Annotated in this window: 10 protein-coding genes; 1 reads left to right on the top strand and 9 read right to left on the bottom strand. The window is 44.2% G+C overall.

Annotated features, from left to right (window positions below):
* Nucleotides 1-190 precede the first annotated feature (190 nt).
* Together GJU40_RS11135 and GJU40_RS11130 are read right to left on the bottom strand one after the other, a co-directional pair.
* Nucleotides 191-4681, bottom strand: coding sequence for a phosphodiester glycosidase family protein (locus GJU40_RS11135; protein ID WP_154307833.1), 4491 nt, complete (start codon nucleotides 4679-4681; stop codon nucleotides 191-193).
* 172 nt (nucleotides 4682-4853) lie between these two features.
* Nucleotides 4854-5228, bottom strand: a complete 375-nt coding sequence (locus GJU40_RS11130) for an Hsp20/alpha crystallin family protein (protein ID WP_154307832.1) — start codon at nucleotides 5226-5228, stop codon at nucleotides 4854-4856.
* Nucleotides 5229-5544: 316 nt separating this feature from the next.
* Between GJU40_RS11130 and putP (GJU40_RS11125) the strand changes: the two genes are divergently transcribed.
* Nucleotides 5545-7026 carry a sodium/proline symporter PutP gene (putP, locus tag GJU40_RS11125; RefSeq protein ID WP_343031525.1) on the top strand — a complete coding sequence of 494 codons (1482 nt, stop codon included), beginning with the start codon at nucleotides 5545-5547 and terminating at the stop codon, nucleotides 7024-7026.
* Between the two features lie 87 nt (nucleotides 7027-7113).
* Here putP (GJU40_RS11125) and putP (GJU40_RS11120) read toward each other — a convergent pair whose 3' ends face one another.
* The 7 genes from putP (GJU40_RS11120) to pcrA form a co-directional block, all read right to left on the bottom strand.
* The gene (putP, locus tag GJU40_RS11120; RefSeq protein WP_154307830.1) at nucleotides 7114-8598 is read right to left on the bottom strand and encodes a sodium/proline symporter PutP; all 1485 of its coding nucleotides are present in this window, start codon (nucleotides 8596-8598) and stop codon (nucleotides 7114-7116) included.
* A gap of 530 nt (nucleotides 8599-9128) precedes the next feature.
* Entirely contained in the window at nucleotides 9129-9287 is a 159-nt protein-coding gene (locus GJU40_RS11115) for a hypothetical protein (RefSeq protein WP_154307829.1), read from the bottom strand.
* A gap of 213 nt (nucleotides 9288-9500) precedes the next feature.
* Complete coding sequence (gene rsgA, locus GJU40_RS11110) at nucleotides 9501-10556, bottom strand: ribosome small subunit-dependent GTPase A (protein WP_425481218.1); 1056 nt, start codon at nucleotides 10554-10556, stop codon at nucleotides 9501-9503.
* Nucleotides 10557-10770: 214 nt separating this feature from the next.
* Nucleotides 10771-12318 carry an L-glutamate gamma-semialdehyde dehydrogenase gene (gene pruA, locus GJU40_RS11105; protein ID WP_343031524.1) on the bottom strand — a complete coding sequence of 516 codons (1548 nt, stop codon included), beginning with the start codon at nucleotides 12316-12318 and terminating at the stop codon, nucleotides 10771-10773.
* A gap of 1366 nt (nucleotides 12319-13684) precedes the next feature.
* Nucleotides 13685-14875 carry a CamS family sex pheromone protein gene (locus GJU40_RS11095; RefSeq protein WP_343031523.1) on the bottom strand — a complete coding sequence of 397 codons (1191 nt, stop codon included), beginning with the start codon at nucleotides 14873-14875 and terminating at the stop codon, nucleotides 13685-13687.
* Nucleotides 14876-14893: 18 nt separating this feature from the next.
* A complete protein-coding gene (gene ligA, locus GJU40_RS11090; protein ID WP_154307827.1) occupies nucleotides 14894-16906 on the bottom strand; it encodes an NAD-dependent DNA ligase LigA in 2013 nt (670 codons plus the stop codon).
* A 24-nt stretch (nucleotides 16907-16930) separates the two neighbouring features.
* Nucleotides 16931-19153: a DNA helicase PcrA gene (gene pcrA / locus GJU40_RS11085; RefSeq protein WP_154307826.1), complete on the bottom strand. Its 2223-nt coding sequence runs from the start codon at nucleotides 19151-19153 to the stop codon at nucleotides 16931-16933.
* Between the last annotated feature and the right edge of the window lie 27 nt (nucleotides 19154-19180).

Below are 19180 nucleotides of genomic sequence, written 5' to 3'. Positions count from 1 at the left end.
ATATCAAAATTCAGCACGATAAAGCAACATTACGGAGGGTTTTTAGGCACCTGAGTTAGTTTATTCCGGGAAAGCTGTTTGAGCAAGTAATCATGGGGGGAGGAAAAGCCTCTTAGTCCAGTGATTGACCTTCTATCAACTGTTATAGAAAATAGAAATAAACCCATCCACGCGGATGGGCTTTTCCCCCTTACTTTGTAATGGTATATGAATCAATCACTCTGCCGTCACGCGCTTTTGCAGTAATGCTGATGCCTTTGTCATCTACCTTTACATTTGAGTACACCTGTGTTTTTTCATCAAAATAGACGTCCATAAAGTCAGCAGGGGTTGCTGCATAGAATTTTCCGCCTGTTGAGCCTGCTATCAGGTACGTGGTTCCTTTGTCCGCTTTTTTGCCATCCTTCATTGGAAAGGTTCTGACGTAGGCATGATCATGTCCTGAAATAGCAAGGTCTATGCCAATTTCTTCATAAACCGGAGGAAGAACCTCCCTTGCATTGCCGGCTCCTCCTTGAGGATTGGAATAGTAAGGAGAGCGGTGATTCATCACGATCTTCCACTTTTTACTGGATTTTTTCATATCCTTTTTCAGCCACTCTGCTTGCTTTTTTAACCCTTCAAGTGAAGTTTCCGTATTCAAGACAGCAAAATGGGCATTTCCATAGTCAAAAGAATAGACCGTTCCTTTAAACTCTTCAGGCCCATTTTGCGGAGTGCTGAACATTTTCTTGAACGTTTCTACGCCGTTTCCAATGTTCTCATGGTTTCCTACTGTCGGGACGATTGGCATTGATGGACCGATGGCAGGATCCTTCATAGACTCAAAGAATGCATGCCAGTGAGAGTATAAATTTCCGTCATCTACCATATCTCCTACATGCAGCATAAACGCTGCATGCGGATCTTCTGCTATCGCTTTTTTCAGCAGCTCTGTATAGATTCCGAAACCGCTCTCCGTCTGATTAGGGGGAGCCTGCGTATCACCCATCAAGTGGAAGCTGAACGGCTTATTGCCTTTTGGATCTGCTTGAAGCGTGCCGGTTACACTCCAGTTCGTGCCGTCTCCTGCACGGTATTTGTATGTTGCTTCAGGCTTTAAGCCTTTTAATTCAACAGTATGTGCCTGAAGCTCTCCTTCGTTCATGGGATGATGTGAGCTCTCTCCTTTAAAAGATCTTGTCTTTTTGCTGTCAAAGCCATTTTTTTGATATTCAGCTTCTTCTACAAATTCTACTACAGATGTTTTAACCTTAGGTGATGTCATCCATGTGATGCTGCGGCTGTTGCTTCTGCCGTTCAAGGTGACGTTCACTTTTTCAGGAGTTACTGTGCCAAGATGCTTCAAAACATGTATTTCTGTTTGATAACTGTACTGTTCGTTTTTTACAGCCTGAATGTTCACTTTTCCAGGTACAGCCGTTAACTTTTGGGTAACCAGCTCGCCTTTTGCATTTGTTTTTCCAAGCTGGGGACCTGATAAAATTAAATCACTCAGCTTCATCCAGCCCTGTTGTTCGCCAAATGAAACATTCGCCCAGCCATCTTCTACTGTAAGAATAACGGCAGCCCTGTTTTTTGAAAGGACAGCAGTCTTTTCTAATGTGGAAGCTTTATCCGCATAAACTGCAGCACTGTTTCCTTTTACAATTCCATATTCCTTATCAGAAAGCAGCTTTACTTCAGCACCTGCAACAGGCTTTCCTTTTTCGTCCTTTACTGTAATGACTGAAGGAAACTCCATTGACGCTCTGTCCGCCTTTAAGGAGAGATGTGCAGATATTTCGTTTGTTACTGCAGGATGATAGATTGTCATGTTATGACTGCTTCCTTGCAGCTTCAACCTTCCGTCTGTCAGCCCAACAGCCAGATTGCCTGTTGCAGACTCTTTCACTCTTAGTTCCAATTCGCCAAGACTGTCCAACTCCTTCAGAGACGAAAGATTGTCCAGCTCTATAAAGACATTGCCCTTTCCATCGCTCTCATTCTTTTTAATGTACTTCTTGTCCAGATTCAACCTTGCAGTTCCTCCTGCCACTTCTGCTAGAGCAGGATCAAACCTCAGGTGCAGTTTTAGAGAATCTGTTTTTTGAATTTGGCTTAATTGCAGCTGTATTTTGTAGTTATTTCCTACATATGGCTTATGTGCTGCAGTCATTTTAAAACCAGCTTCTCCTGTGTCTACTTCAAAATCCCATGATTTAACCGTTTCATTTCCAAAATTATCCCTGGCAATCACACTTATAGAATGATAGCCATCGAGCAGATCGTCTTGAGGTGTATAGGAAAGTACACCGGTTTTTTCATTATAAGAAGCAGGCACTTCTTTTCCATCAAGCAGCATTATGGAACGTTCAGCATGAATGCCTGTCTGTTCGTCAGTAAGAACTGCACTGATAGTAAATGGCTTATTTTTCACAACTGAATTTTCCGCAGGGGTTAGTTCGGATATCTCAGGGTTAACGAGGTCATCGTTTGTTTCCCCATAAACAGCCCTGATGTTATCAACGTAAATGGTTCCGGCATTTTTATTGTTATTATTGGTTTCCATCAAGCGGACTGGCATGTCCATTTTTAAGGGCATAGGCTTTCCAGAAGGTACTTTCGCCTCTACATACTTCCAGCCCGTCCAGTTCATTGCTGCTGCAAAATCAATTGGAAATGCGCTGTTGTTTCCGTCCCTCAGCTGGGCGCGGAGCCAATGTCCCTTTCCGTCTCCATACACCCACATTCCGATACTTTCCGGATAATCATCAATAGCAATAGGTTCCCTTGGATGGGCATAAGCACCTGAAGTTCCGATCTGCCCCGTAAAATCGTAATCCAACTGTAAAGAATGATTTCCAAAGCGTGCAGGCTCAGGATACGTCGTCTGGCGGATGGCGATAGAATTGTAGCGAGCACCCGTAAATGTCCACTTTGAGAAATTCTCTTCAAAATCCTCCAGAATGACAGGCATTTTTCCGACTCTAACATTCATGGTATCTGATACTTCTCCATAACTGACAGTAATACTGCCTTGTCCTGACTCTTTGCTGGCAGTAAAGACGCCGTTTTCAATCTTGCCTATACTCCCTTCTATTTTCCAAGTAAGACTGGACGGATCAGCCATTACTTTCTTTCCGTTCAGGCGTGTATCGGCAAAAATCTCAATCTCTTCTCCCCTTTTTACAGTCAGGGTGTCCTGAGCAAGCTTTATTTGTGTTAATGTATCAACTACTGTTATTTTTGATGTTCCTTGTGCAGTTCCTGATGTAGAAATAACTTGTCCCTGGGCACTTTCTTTTCCTGCTGTAAAAAGTCCACTTTTGGAAATAGTTCCAATTTTGCTATCTGAAAGAGTCCATTCCGCTGCTGCGAGCATTTCCGCTGTCTGATAGCTTGCATCCATTCCTTTTGCGTCAAATTGATGGCTGCTTCCCGCCAATGTGAGCAGGCGATCCGGAAGGACAGCAAGCTGGCTTAGTTCAGACGGCTGTGCTGATGAAACGACAAACAATGAATTTGCTACAGATCTCTCAAAACCGTCTGAAGGGCTGTTGACTACGCTGAGCCCGCTTTCTCCCGGCTGTCTCGCTGCAAACGTGGACGAACCTCCGCCATCAAGATTCAGCGCCTGTACGGCACCCAAATCAAACATCAGGTCCTGCAGTTCAAATACAGTAATACCTTCTGAGAAGCCCGGCTGCCTTCCATCTACCACCGTAAAGAACACACTTCCATCTTCCTTGATGCCAACAGCTGTTCTAGGAGCTGTCACGGATGTAAAGCTGTTGGATGGCAGATCCGTTTTCTTGCTGTCCTTCACAAGCAAATAGTTGCCTGCGATAGATTCCTTAACATTTTCCCAACCAGCCGCAAATTTTGAGCCAAGCTCAATTTGTTGTCCTTCCTGCAGACTTTTCAGCAGTTCTTCGGAAGTTCCGTGTCCTGAAAGAACAAGCTTGCCTTCTGGAACAGGCTCGTTTCCAACACCAACAATAATTTTTTCCACTGTAGCAGTAGCAGTTCTGCCTGCTTGTACATCACCCTGGATATCCTTCAAAACTACTTCTGTACCAACGGCATTTGTCTCGGTTGATTTCCGCTCAGGTGAGTAAAGGACAAGGTGATTGCTTTCTCTCGTTCCATTTAGAGAATTAATGTGAATGGACTTTCCATTTAAAATAAGTTGAAAAGATGGACTTGGATAACCAATCATCGCTTTTCCATCTTTATCTACCCCGAAAGATTCCTTGTTTCCGGATTTCAAAATTTTTCCGTCCATAACAACTGCTCCTGTTGGAATTCCGGTAGAGGTATTATAAAAATCACCATTAAAAGCTCCAATTACTGTATGTCCCGGTTTGGATACTGCCAAAGCTTGGCTGCGGACTGTCTGCATCCCAAAGCCTTTTCCATTGGGAATTCCCGCTTGAATAGAAAGATCGCTGCTTTCTGAATCTACCAGCATCACATAAGCTTCCTGGGGACCTCTGGCGCTCTGGATAGATAGTGTATGCTGCTCAGCACCAGGTGCTATAGTTTTTGTCCATTCATCTGTCATTGCACCTAATTTCAGAGTTCTTTCAGCAGCGATTGCTTTATCTGCATTTGCAGTAAAGCTAGTAGGTACTACTACACTTTGCAATACAAGCAAGACCGTAAACAAGATTGACATGTAACCTTTTACATTCAACATCTTAAACCTCCCTAATTTTCTCTCAAGCCAAATCTATCAATACAGCATGAGGGAAATTTAAAGGATTGTTTAAGATATTGTAAATACAGGAAATTAGATTCAAAAGAACCAATTTTACCCAAATCAAAAGCACCATATTTTTTCTTAATTTAAGCAAGAATACCTAAACCCTCTAATCAATCTCAATCTTCCTGGACTGCTGCTTCAGAAAATGAACCTTCAGCACTCCGTCCCGGTGTACAGCCCTCATCCCTTTTGTTTGTACATAATAAGGGAGGGAGATGATTTGTGTTCGCTTTCTGGAATTCTTCACAGCGGAAATATTAAGATTTTGCCCGTGTAACTCCAGGGAAATATCCCTTTTTGGGACACCCGGAAGCTCTGCCGTTACAGTAAAATGAGTTTGCCCTTCATTGGTAGTAACTGCAAATGCGTGCTGCTCTTCTCCCCCTCTGAAGTAATCATCCAGTGTATCAAGCAGCGTTTTTTTCGGCCGCTGGGAAAAAAAATCATTCATCAGCCTCATCGGCCCTCTGTTGTTCTGCATACTTACCAGCTCCTTCAGCAATACTTACCATAATATATGCCTAATGAATGGAATTGTTAGAAAGCCCCGCTCCTAAATTTGTAAGAGTCCGGTATTTTCATTTTCAGAATAGTTCTATTTTATTTTTTTGAGTAATCGCTTTCATCTGTGTGATGAGTCAGGTCATAGAGATTCTTAATCTTTCATACTTAATGGCTTCGCCTTGATATAACTGAGGATGTTTGTTAGGTTAGTTAACCGAAGCATGGTTGAAAGTTAACAACCCTTGAGGCATGCTTTCTGCCTTATGGAAAAAGCTGAAAAAAGGAGAGATACAGTGGCTTTTGAAACAGGTATCACACTTGCATTGTATTTTATAGGAATGCTTGCCATCGGCTTGTATGCCTATAAAAAATCAACACACGACATATCCGGCTATATGCTGGGCGGAAGGGGACTTGGCCCTGCTGTGACCGCATTGTCCGCAGGAGCATCCGATATGAGCGGTTGGATGCTCATGGGCCTTCCGGGTGCCATGTATGCTACAGGCCTTTCCAGCATGTGGATTGCCATCGGACTTACCATTGGTGCATATGTAAATTATTTGATTCTGGCTCCGCGTTTGCGCACTTATACGGAAGTAGCGAACGATTCTATTACAATACCGGATTTCTTTGAAAACCGCTTCAAAGATACATCCAGAATCCTCCGGTTTATATCAGCAATCGTCATCATCGTTTTTTTCACGCTTTACACCTCAGCCGGGCTAGTTTCAGGCGGAACGCTGTTTCAGTCTGCATTCGGGCTTGATTATCGCACAGGTTTATTCATCACAGCAGGTGTGGTTGTCGCCTATACTCTTTTCGGGGGATTTTTGGCGGTCAGCTTAACAGACTTTGTTCAGGGATGCATTATGTTTATCGCCCTGATTCTCGTGCCGGCTGTGGCTTTTACTAACTTAGGCGGCGTAACCACAACCTTTGATACCATCCGCGAAATAGATCCATCCCTGCTGGACTTGTTCAGAGGAACTTCTTTTCTCGGTATTCTCAGCTTCCTGGCATGGGGACTCGGGTATTTCGGACAGCCGCACATTATCGTCCGCTTTATGGCAATTAAAAATGTACGGGAACTGAAGCCTGCACGACGTATCGGTATGACATGGATGATTGTCAGCATCATCGGGGCCATGTTCACAGGCTTAATTGGAATTGCATACGTCCAAAATACAGCCATTACACTTTCGGATCCGGAAACCATTTTCATCGTGTTTTCTCAGGTGTTATTTCACCCCTACATCACAGGTTTCCTGCTTGCAGCCATTCTTGCAGCCATTATGAGCACCATTTCTTCACAGCTGCTTGTTACATCAAGTGCACTAACAGAGGACTTCTATAAATCCTTCTTCCGCAGGGAAGCTACAGACAAGGAATGGGTTTTGATCGGTAGAATTGCTGTGTTAGTCGTCGCACTTGCAGGGATTTTCATGTCCTACCATCCCAACGATACCATTCTCGGACTAGTCGGAAATGCATGGGCAGGGTTTGGAGCTGCGTTTGGTCCCGCTATCCTGTTAAGCTTATACTGGAAGAAAATGACCAAATGGGGGGCGCTGGCAGGCATGCTCGTCGGTGCCATTACTGTCATCATCTGGATCAGCATTCCGCCTTTAAAAGCATTCATGTACGAAATGATTCCAGGCTTCTTCCTGAGCTTGCTTGCAGTAATCGCAGTCAGCCGCTTTACTGCCGATCCATCCAGAAAAGTTCAAAACAAGTTTGACGAAATGGAAGAAACATTGGAAGACGAACGTAAATAATATTGCAGATCAAAAATCCCGCTCAGCAATGCTCAGCGGGATTTTTTTGTCTTTCACAACTCTTTATCAATGATCTTAAGCAGGATCTTATCCGGCAGCCTTCACCTGATCGAACTGCTCCTGAATATCTTTATCAGGCCCGTGAGTCAGCATTGAAACCAGATAAATGGCAAGCACAGCCAGAATAAAGCCCGGTACAATTTCGTACAATTTGAATTTAATGATACCTGCATCAGTCAGCAGTGTCCAGACGACCACCGTCACTGCACCTGTCAAAATACCGGCCAGCGCTCCTTTTCCATTCATTCCTCTCCAGAACAAGGAAAGCAGAATAACCGGCCCAAATGCTGCTCCAAAGCCTGCCCATGCATAGCTGACAAGACTTAATATGGATGAAGCATTTTCATTCGCCGGATTTGCTCCTATTGCAAGCACGACAGCGATGATGGCTATTACCACCACACCAATTCTTCCAATCCATACAAGCTCTTTTTCAGAGGCATTTTTTCTTATGATTGCTTTATAAAAATCCTCTGCAATTGCACTGGACGACACCAGCAGCTGAGAATCAATGGTGCTCATAATCGCCGATAGAATGGCGGCAATCAAAATTCCAGATACCCAAGGATTAAAAAGAATATCAGCAAACAGGATAAAAACCTTCTCCGGGTTGTCAGGTTCATTGCCGGCAAAGTACGCAATTGCCGCAAGCCCGGTAAACACAGCTCCGAACAGCGAAATAACCATCCAAGACATACCGATCAACTTTGCTTTCGGAATATCCTTCGTTGACTTGAGGGCCATAAAACGAGTGATAATATGCGGCTGCCCGAAATAACCCAGACCCCAAGCCAGCAATGAAATGATGCCAAGCGTGGACAGGCTGTCAAAAGCATCGAGAAGACCTGGATTGATCTCCGACACTGCCGATACAGTTGATCCCCAGCCATTCATTTCTGTAATCGCTACAATCGGAACGATGATTAAAGCAAGGAACATTAGTATTCCTTGAAAGAAATCTGTCCAGCTGACGGCAAGGAAGCCGCCGAGAAAAGTATAGGATATAATGACAAGTGCCCCAATCAACAGTGCAGTATTGTACTCCATCCTGAATGTTTCTTGAAACAAAATGGCCCCGCCGACAAGACCTGATGACGCATAAAAAGTAAAGAATATTAAAATAACAAATGCAGAGATAACGCGAAGCACTTTCGTCCTGTCTTTAAAGCGGTTTTCAAGATAATCCGGAACCGTAATGGAATCACTGGCAATTTCGGTGTAAGTTCTAAGCCTTCTGGCCACATAGTGCCAGTTTAAAAATGCCCCAATAGACAAACCAACGCAAATCCAAAGTGCATCAAAGCCATCTGTATAGGCATAGCCCGGCAATCCCAACAGCAGCCAGCTGCTCATATCAGAAGCACCTGCACTCAGCGCGGCAACCCCGGGGCCAAGCGTCCTACCTCCCAGGACATAATCTGATAGATTATTTGTATACTTATAAAACATAAGTCCAATCCCCAGCATGCCCACCAGGTAGACAATAAAGGTTACAATTGTTGGTGTTGACATTTAATTTCTCTCCTCTCTCCTCAAAAATGACAGCAGTGACAAAACAATTAACAATGGCATAGGAACCAGCAGCAGAAGCAGTGTCGGCACTGTTATCCCCATTCTTTCACCTCCTCAAAGAAACCGCTTACACACTAATTTTTTAGCAAAATTTAAATATTATTAAGTATACAAATTTCCTTCCATTATAACAAATAAATCTCTTGATGAAGATTCATATTTCTGCAAGTCTATTCTTTTTTATGATTAAATATGCTTAATCAAACATTTGTTTAAGCAATGATAATCTCCTTTTGCTCTTTTGGAAATCTTTCATTTTGTCTCGAAGTTGGCCTATCAATTAACAATAAAGGGGATGCCCACTTAAAGTAAATGGACATCCCCGATATGGGTTATTATACTGGTGAAGCTGGTTTTTGAAGCCGAATTAGGTTGTGGTATTGCGCTTAGTTATGCAACTAAGGTGATGCGGTAATTGAAACTTTCTACTTTATAATACGTAAGCATAAAACTGTGTAAAAACAAATGATTTATTTCTTCTTCAAAGCTATATAACTTTCAACGTAAGCGACCAAAGCAACAAAACCATAGCCAATATTCATATCAATACCGCCCTTTTCCATAACAGCTAGATAAGTAAAAAACAGACCTATTAATACCAATAAGAAAAAGATAGTTTTATTTCTCATAAATCGTTACTCCTTTATATTTATATAGAGTAGCTATAAATGGATCTAAAGATGATTTAACTTTTCCCCAGGTCATATTGGATTTAAATTTATTCTCTGGTCTCCATCAGATTTCATTAAACTGATAGATAATCATGACAATGGCTTGGAATGAGCTTTTTTAACTCTAATTGCTTTTATACTACATTATAACAAACCCCACTCACAATCTTACTATCTCTTTTTAAACTGTTTAGCATTTTTAGAAAGCTGCTTCCATTTTGCCTTTTCTTCAGCCTGAGCACGTTTGTCTTCTTTTCTTGCAAGAAAGTGCAGCTCTTTTTGAAGCTTTTGATAACTTACAAATCTCTCTGATGACAGGGTTCCTTCTTCTATAGCAGATGTGATGCTGCAATTGGGTTCGGTGTTATGAGTACAGTTTGAAAACTGGCAGTAAGCTGCAAGCTCTGTTATGTCTTCGAACGTATCATCAAACCCGTCACTTGCACTCCATAATTGAAGTTCTCTCATGCCGGGTGTATCAATCATGCAGCCACCGGAAGGCAGAGCTACCAGCTCCCGATGCGTCGTTGTATGCCTGCCCCGGTCGTCGCCTGCCCTTGCCTCCTGTGTTTCCAAATGCTCTTTCCCAAGCAGCCTGTTTATGAGAGTGGACTTGCCCACGCCTGACGAACCGATTAACGCGACGGTCTGCCCGCTGCCTGCGTATGCAGCTAAGCTGCTGATGTCATCATGCAGGGCACTGATTAAATGAATTGGCACCCCGGCTGCCGCAAGCTCCGTTTGACGCAGCATCTCACCGGTATCCTCACAAAGGTCAGCTTTGTTTAGCACAATGACAGGGCTGGCACCGCTTTCCCAAGCAAGAATTAAATATCTTTCAAGCCTTCGTACGTTATAATCATTATTTAAAGCCATCACAATAAAAACAGTGTCCACGTTTACCGCTACGATCTGTTCCTCTGTTGTCTGGCCTGCCATTTTTCTTGAAAACTTACTTTTTCTCGGAAGAATGCTGTGAATGGTCCCTTTTCCTTCCTCCCAGCGGGGTTGAAGCAGTACCCAGTCGCCTACTGCAGGGTAATCTTCCCGTCCTCCAGCATGATACCTCATTTTCCCGGCAACTTCAGCCAGTATCTCCCCTTTTTCAGTGACTGCTCTGTAGATTCTTTTATGCTCAAGTGTCACACGCCCGGGAACTAGTCCCTCCCTCAAGCAGTCTTCCTTGCCCGTAATAAATTCTTTCCAACCCAGATTCTCTAATAAAATCAATTTCGATTTCCTCCCTATGGTTACTTCATATCATAGAGAGATGTTCATTATAAACGAAATCCCTCCATGGTGTTTAATGCACTGAATAATGTATACATAGTCATCACTCCTTAAGAATTTAGTGTTGCTTTCATTCCTTTATTATAGAGGCTGAAAGCAGTTTGTGCTTTTTTTTCCATAAAAAAGACTCCCAAGCAGGGAGCCTTCTCTTTTATAGTGTTTCTGATGTTGTTTTCGCCTGAAGATGAAGCAGAAGGTAATCTGGCCCGCCCGCTTTTGAATCAGTTCCGGACATATTGAAGCCGCCGAATGGCTGATAGCCAACAATTGCACCTGTACAGCCGCGGTTGAAATAAAGGTTTCCAACATGGAAATCTTCACGAGCCTGTTCAATATGCTCGCGGTTATTTGTAATAACTGCACCCGTTAAGCCGTATTCTGTGTCGTTGGCAATCTCGATCGCTTCGTCGAAATTCTTTGCCTTCGTAATAGCTACAACAGGTCCGAATATTTCTTCTTTCATAATGCGAGCAGAACGATCAACATCTGTGAAGACAGTCGGCTGGATAAAGAAGCCTTTGGAGCTGTCCCCTTCACCGCCTGCAGCCAGCGTTCCTTCACCTTTACCGATTTCGATGTAGCTCATGATTTTATCAAAAGCTCCCTGATCTATGACTGGACCCATGAAATGCTTGTTGTCTGAAGGATCGTTAACAGAAAGCTCTTTTGTTAATTCTACAACTCTTTCAACAACGCTGTCGTACACATCTTCATGAATGACAGCACGTGAACATGCGGAGCATTTTTGACCGGAGAAACCGAAAGCAGAAGCCACGATAGATTGCGCAGCAAGCTCCAGATCACCCTCATTGTCAACCACAATGGTGTCTTTTCCGCCCATCTCGGCAATAACTCTCTTCAGCCAGATTTGGCCTTCGTTTACTTTAGATGCACGCTCGTAAATACGCGTTCCAACCTCACGTGATCCTGTAAAGGAAATGAAGCGAGTGCGCGGATGATCCACAAGGTAGTCTCCAACCTCTGATCCGCTTCCAGGCACATAGTTTAATACGCCTTTAGGAAGTCCGGCTTCTTCCATAACTTCTACAAACTTAGCTGCCACAACAGGTGTTGTAGAAGCAGGTTTTAAAAGAACGGTGTTTCCTGTTACGATAGCCGCAACCGTTGTGCCTGCCATAATCGCAAATGGGAAATTCCATGGAGAAATGATCACGCCAACACCAAGAGGGATATAGCTGTAGCGGTTATATTCACCCGCACGGCTTTCCACCGGCATTCCGTCTTTTAATTTCAGCATCTGTCTTGCATAATACTCAAGAAAATCAATTGCTTCAGCAGTATCTGCATCTGCCTCATTCCACGGCTTGCCCGCTTCCTTCACCAGCAATGCTGAAAATTCATGCTTGCGGCGGCGAATGATCGCTGCTGCACGGAAAAGGATATCAGCGCGCACCTCAGGCTTCACCTTGCGCCATGTTTTAAATGTCTCATCTGCAGTCTGCATAGCTTTTTCTGCAAGCTCTCTGCTTGCTTTAGAAACGCGCCCAATAACCTCTTCCTTATTGGAAGGATTCACTGACACGATTTTATCATCAGTTGTAATATATTCTCCGCCAATCACTAAAGGATAGTCCTGGCCTAAATATGAATTTACTAGTTTTAGAGATTTCTCAAAAGCTTTTTTATTTGTATCTTCTGAAAAATCCGTGAACGGTTCATGCTTGTATGGTAAAACCACTTACATCCGCCTCCTTTTATATCTAAAACGTTTGCAATCATGCACCTACTATTCTACAGTAAATCGGGCTAATACTAAAGTAGCTGACTTAATAGTCGTAATTTTAAGATTATTTTAAGAAAAAAGGAAGGGTTATCTATAGCATTTCTTTAGTTAGAAAGTGCAAGGCATGTACGGTTGGCGAGGCTTATCCATGTTGTTATCTGCAGGGAACGGCCGATGATAATAAGCGGACGTATTCCGGTTAAATGCAAAAACCAAATCATTATTGACTTTTTAAGGGAAGGATTTCCGGTTAACTCATTGAAAAGCCTCACTTTTATAGCTTTTCAGGTTCATAGGCGGAATTTCTCCGCCTATTTGCTGGCTGAAGAGCTTGAACAGGCTGCCTAGCTGGATTTTGGACTCACCAAAGTAAATAAGCGGACACATTCCGGTAAATGAAAAAAACCAATCATTTTTGGCTTTTTAAGGGGAAGGATTTCCGGTTAACTCATTGAAAAGCCTCATATTTATAGCTTTTCAGGTCCATAGGCGGAATTTCTCCGCCTATTTGCTGGCTGAAGAGCTTGAACAGGGTGCCTAGCTGGATTTTGGACTCACCAAAGTAAATAAGCGGACACATTCCGGTAAATGAAAAAATCCAACCATTTCAGGCTATTTAAGGGAAGGATTTCCGATTAACTCATTGAAAAGCCTCATTTTTATAGCTTTTCAGGTCCATAGGCGGAATTTCTACGCCTATTTGTTGGCCGAAGAGCTTGAACCCGCTCCCTACTGGATTTTGGACTCACCAAAGTAAATAAGCGGACGAGTTCCGGTTAAATGAAAAAACCCAACCATTTCAGGCTATTTAAGGGAAGGATTTCCGGTTAACTCATTGAAAAGCCTCATTTTTATAGCTTTTCAGGTTCATAGGCGGAATATCTCCGGCTATTAGGGGGTTCTTTGAAGATATTTTCAGATTAAGCGGAATTTCTACGCCTATTTGCTGGCCGAAGAGCTTGAACCGGCTCCCTAGCTGGATTTCTGGTTTAAGGTGGACTCACCAAAGTAAATAAGCGGACACATTCCGGTTAAATGAAAAAATCCAACCATTTCAGGCTATTTAAGGGAAGGATTTCCGGTTAACTCATTGAAAAGCCTCACTTTTATAACTTTTCGGGTTCATAGGCGAAATATCTCCGGCTATTAGGGGGTTCTTTGAAGATATTCCCAGGTTAAGCGGAATTTCTACGCCTATCTGGCCGAAAAGCTTAATCTGTATCCCTAAATTTGCTTCCTTGGTTGGTGCGAATTCATCAAAGAGAAATCCGGTTAAATGAAAAAAACGGGCCCATCGTCTTGATGGTGACCCGTCAGGTTTCTATTGATATATATGGACCGTCGGCTTTTCTTGTCCCGGATTGCGGACAATTAAGGATTCCTGTCCTGCCGTTGAGGAGATGTTGACTTCAAGAGAGATGTAATCCGGGAAGTGCTCCATGATTTTTCCGGATACATACTGAGTAAAGGCAATGACCTCGGCTTTGCCATAAAACTGCATGGGAATGTCTACTTTTAGTGTTTCGAGCTGTCCTCCGCGATAGTAGGCTTTTCCAATCACTCCCGTATAGTTAGGAAAGTACTCATCTATATCGCCTTTGAATCTTTCAAATTTTGCTGCATCATCGCGGTAAGCTGAAGTTGCCTCCGGAGACGGGAAGAAGTGGTACTCTTCATCGATGTTGTCCCATCTGCCCAGGTCGCTGCTTCCAGCCTTGGCTTCAGCTTTTGCAATAAAGTGACCCGGCACAATTGAAGATTTTTCCGCTGTTTGGTACAGTGCTACTACAATTGGAATGTTTTCAAGGCCGTCCATGCTGCGGGCACGCTTCACTACCTCGGCAGCCATCTTTTCCCCTTCTTCTCTTAGCTTTTCAGGGGAGATGTCTACCTGCCGCGCATAGTCGTCTTCCTGTCTGTAATAATGTGTGGAGTTAAGAGCCAGGCCGATGACGACCCCGCCAAGCTCCACCGTGTTTTCATTTTTCTTCACAAGATAGTTATGCTCAAGGATGTGGGCCAGGTAAATGGGGCTTTGTTCATTTCGTTCCTTTGCTGTTCCCTCAGTCAGCGCAGGAGGATTCAAACCGGCATTTTGAAATGTGCTGTTTCCCTGCTCCGCCTTTTCCTCCGCCGCCTTCAAATCCTCACCCTCAAGCTTGCGGCTCAACCAGCTGGAGATTGTGCTTCTGTCGATATACTGCCCCTCCTGATACAGATACTGGTCATTTTCAGGGGGAAAAATATCTTTGGCAATTCTCATCAGCCCTGTTTCAAATTCATCGATATCAAGCCTGGTATTCAGGTTTTTGGCAACAAGCCCGCGCGCCTGCCCGGGAGCAAACGGAAGAATCATTTTATAATAATCATCTGAAATATTGTACTTAGGGATGATTGCCTGTTCGGCAGAATTTTCTTCCGTCTGAATCACTTCATCTTGATCCCCGAAATTTGGTGTACAGGCGCTCAGCAGCACTGAGCCCGCAAGCACCAAAGTTAATAATTTTTTCACTTTTTTATGCCACTCCTCTTATTTCTTTAATTCCGTCAGGAGTCTCTCTTCATCCCATATCTCTATATTTAAGCTTTGTGCCTTGGAGAGCTTGCTTCCTGCTGCTTCTCCGGCAACAAGAAGATCGGTGCTCTTGCTTACGCTTCCAGTCACTTTGCCGCCGAGCGCTTCAATCTGCTCTGCTGCTTCATTTCTGGACATCACCTCAAGCTTGCCTGTCAGCACAACGGTTTTTCCAGCAAAATATGAATCTGAATCAGCTTCATTGCCCGCAGTCTGCCTCGGTCCTTTATATTCCATGTTCACACCTAAACGGCGGAGTTCCCCGATTAATTCTGCGGCTTCAGGGAGTTCAAAAAACGTGACAATGGCATCAGCCATTTTTTCCCCGATTTCATTAATGGCAATAATCTCATCTCTTCCTGCTGATTGCAATGCTTCCATAGTCTCAAATTCCTGGGCAAGTGTTTTTGCAGCCTTTGCTCCGACATGGCGGATTCCCAGGCCGAACAGCAGCTTTTCCAGTGAATTCCCTTTGGACCTGTCTATGGCGTTCAGCAGATTTTCAGTGGACTTTTCTCCCATCCGCTCCATCGCCAGCAGCTGCTCCCGCGTCAGCTTGTACAAATCAGCCACATCTTTGATGAGATGATTTTGAAACAGCTGGGCAATGACTCTTTCACCAAGACCTTCTATATTCATGGCATTTCTGGACACAAAGTGAATCAGGCCTTCACGAATTTGGGCAGGACACTGGGGATTCATGCAGCGGAGCGCAACTTCCCCCTCAATTCTGACCAGCTCGCTTTCACACTCAGGACAATGTGTGGGCATCTGAAACTCCAGTTCATCACCGGTTCTGTGCTCTTCCATCACGTTAACGACCTCAGGAATAATATCGCCCGCTTTTTTCACAATTACATAGTCGCCTATTTTGATGTCTTTTTCGCGAATCAAGTCCTCATTGTGAAGGGAAGCTCGCTGCACTGTTGTACCGGCAATTCTAACAGGATCGAGTATTGCCGTTGGTGTAATTACACCGGTTCTGCCGACATTGAGCTGAATATCAATCAGCTTTGTCATGACTTCCTCGGCAGGGAATTTATAGGCAATTGCCCAGCGCGGGCTTTTTGCTGTGTAGCCAAGCCGCTCCTGCTGCTGGAGAGAATCAACTTTGATCACAAGTCCGTCGATTTCATAAGGAAGCAGATGCCTTCTTTCCGTAAACGCCTCAATGAGACTGATCACTTCATCGATGGATTCCCGTCTGGTCCGTTCCGGGTTGACTTTAAAACCCAGTTCACCAAGAAGGTCGAGACCGCCGCTTTGCATGGTGACACCTGTTTCACCAAGGTCTGCAATACTATAGACGAAAATATCGAGATTTCGTTTCGCTGCAATTTTCGGATCAAGCTGACGGAGAGAGCCGGCTGCCGCATTGCGCGGATTGGCAAACGGTTCTTCACCATTTTCAATTTTTGCTTCATTCAGCGCTTCAAAGCTGCGTTTTGGCATAAAGGCCTCGCCGCGAACCTCCATTGTGAGATTTTGTTTCAGCTTCAGCGGAATGGAACGAATTGTTTTTAAATTTTCGGTAATATCCTCGCCGATATTTCCGTCTCCCCTTGTTGCACCTTGAACAAAGGAGCCATTTTCATAGCGCAAAGAAACTGCAAGGCCATCGATTTTCAGTTCAACCATATAGTGGACTTCCTCAGGAATGGCCTGCCTCACTCTGCGGTCAAAATCTCTTAAATCCTGCTCATTGAACGCATTGCCAAGGCTGAGCATCGGCGTTCGGTGCTCTACTTTTTGAAAACCTTCCAATATCTCTCCGCCTACGCGCTGAGTCGGGGAGTATGGTGTTCTAAGCTCAGGGTGTTCAGCCTCGTACTTTACGAGCTCATTTAATAACCGGTCATATTCAGAATCCGGAACACTCGGCTTATCCAGCACATGGTATTCATAATTATATTGGTTCAGCAGTTCATGCAGTTCGTTTACTCTTGAAATTACGGCGTCTTTGTCCATTTCGCTTCTGTCCTTTCTCTACTGCTACACTTTTTTAATAGGAGCAAATTTAGCCAGCAGCCTTTTGATGCCGACCGGGCTCGGGAATGCAATATCAAGCTCTGTTCCCTCTCCCTCTCCTTTGACACTCACAACCGTGCCGGTTCCCCACTTTTTGTGTTCAGCTTTGCTGCCGACAGCCCATTCTGCCTCATTGCCGCCGGTTGGGCCTGGAACATGTCTGGAAGGAGAAGATGCTGCCCTTCTTTGATTGCGCTGTGCTGCAGCAGGGGAGAAAGTAGAAAACAGGCTTTTCTTTGTATTTAAGTTCTCCAATAAATCCTCTGGTATTTCAGAAATAAATCTGGATTCAGGGTTCATGTTGGTCCGCCCGAACAATGTTCTCATCTGTGCGTTAGTGATATAGAGCTCCTGCTCCGCTCTTGTGATTCCCACGTATGCAAGACGGCGCTCTTCCTCCATCTCATCTTCTTCCATCAGGGAGCGGCTGTGAGGGAATACTCCTTCTTCCAGTCCCATTAAAAAGACAACCGGAAACTCCAGCCCTTTCGCAGCGTGAAGGGTCATCAGGACAATACCTTCCTGCTTGCCTGACTCGTCCTCTTCCAGCTTGTCAATATCGGCTACAAGCGCAAGATCGGTCAAAAATGCCACAAGGCTCTTATCCTCATTTTGCTTTTCAAAGTTCTGGGTAACGGATAAAAACTCGTCAATATTTTCAAGCCTGCTTTGGGCTTCAATAGTTTTTTCTGTTTTCAGCATTTCTCTGTAGCCGGTTTTATCAAGAATTTCCTCAGTCAGCTCTGTCACCGAGAGGTAATCCTGCATGGCTGTAAAATGGTTCACCATGTCCCTGAAATCTGACAGGGCATTCACTACTCTTGCACTAACTCCAATCTGTTCCAGCTCATGAAGTGCCTGAAACAGGGAAAGGCCCTGGGCCGCAGCATATGCAGCAATTTTATCAAGAGAGGTCGCGCCGACACCGCGCTTAGGTGTATTCACAATCCTGGCAAGGCTGATATCATCGTCTGGGTTGGCAATCAGGCGCAGATATGCCAGCAGATCTTTGATCTCTTTTCGGTCATAGAACTTGATGCCGCCGACTATCTTGTAGTTAATATTGGATTTTAGAAGTACTTCCTCGATTACACGGGACTGTGCATTGGTTCTGTATAGTATCGCTACATCAGAAAGCTTGCGGCTTCCATTTTCACAAATTTCTTTAATTTTTCCCGCAACAAACTGTCCCTCGGACGATTCGCTGTCTGCGCGGTAATAATTGATTTTGCTTCCTTCAAGATTGTCTGTCCAAAGATTTTTCACTTTTCTGTTGGAGTTGTTTTTAATCACTTCGTTGGCAGCGTGCAGGATCCGCTTTGTTGAGCGGTAGTTTTGCTCAAGCAGGATGACGCTGGCACTGGGATAGTCTTTTTCAAAAGAAAGGATATTGGCAATATCAGCACCGCGCCATCTGTAGATAGACTGATCGGAATCCCCCACTACGCAAAGGTTTTGGAATCTCTGTGCCATCAGCTTTACAAGCATGTACTGCGCCCGGTTTGTATCCTGATACTCATCCACATGAATGTACTGAAACTTGCGCTGATAAAACTCCAGCACTTCCGGGACGCGCTTAAACAGGGTGATGGTGGACATGATCAGATCGTCAAAATCCAGAGACTGATTTTTGCGGAGTTTCTTTTGATAATCTTTGTACACATCGCTGACCATCTGCTCGTACATACCGCCTGCAGCTTTTTCATACTCCTCCGGCTCAATCAGTTCATTTTTCGCACTGCTGATGGATCCAAGAATGCCGCGGGGTTCAAATTTTTTGGGATCAATGTTTCTGTCTTTCAATATAGATTTCACAACGGAGAGCTGATCAGCGGAGTCAAGGATTGTAAAATTGCGGTTGATGCCGATTCTGTCAATATCTCTTCGTAAAATCCGCACACACATGGAGTGAAAAGTGGAAATCCAGATGTCATCTCCGCCCTGCCCAAGAATTCTGTGAATTCTATCTCTCATTTCTCTGGCTGCTTTATTCGTAAAGGTAATCGCGAGAATGTTCCAAGGCGCGACATGCTTTTCAGCCATTAAATAGGCTATGCGATGTGTAAGCACTCTCGTTTTTCCGCTTCCTGCCCCTGCCATAATCAGCAGAGGTCCGTCAGTTGTTTTTACCGCTTCCTGCTGGCGCTCATTCAGCCCGGCCAGCAAAGTATTTGATAGTGATTGCATGATTATTCCACCGCCTGTTTTCAAACA

Origin of the sequence: Metabacillus lacus (genome assembly GCF_009674805.1) — a bacterium.
GTDB lineage: Bacteria > Bacillota > Bacilli > Bacillales > Bacillaceae > Metabacillus_C > Metabacillus_C lacus.
The sequence above is the reverse complement of the archived record's forward strand: the minus strand, read 5'-3'. Positions and strand labels throughout refer to the sequence as shown.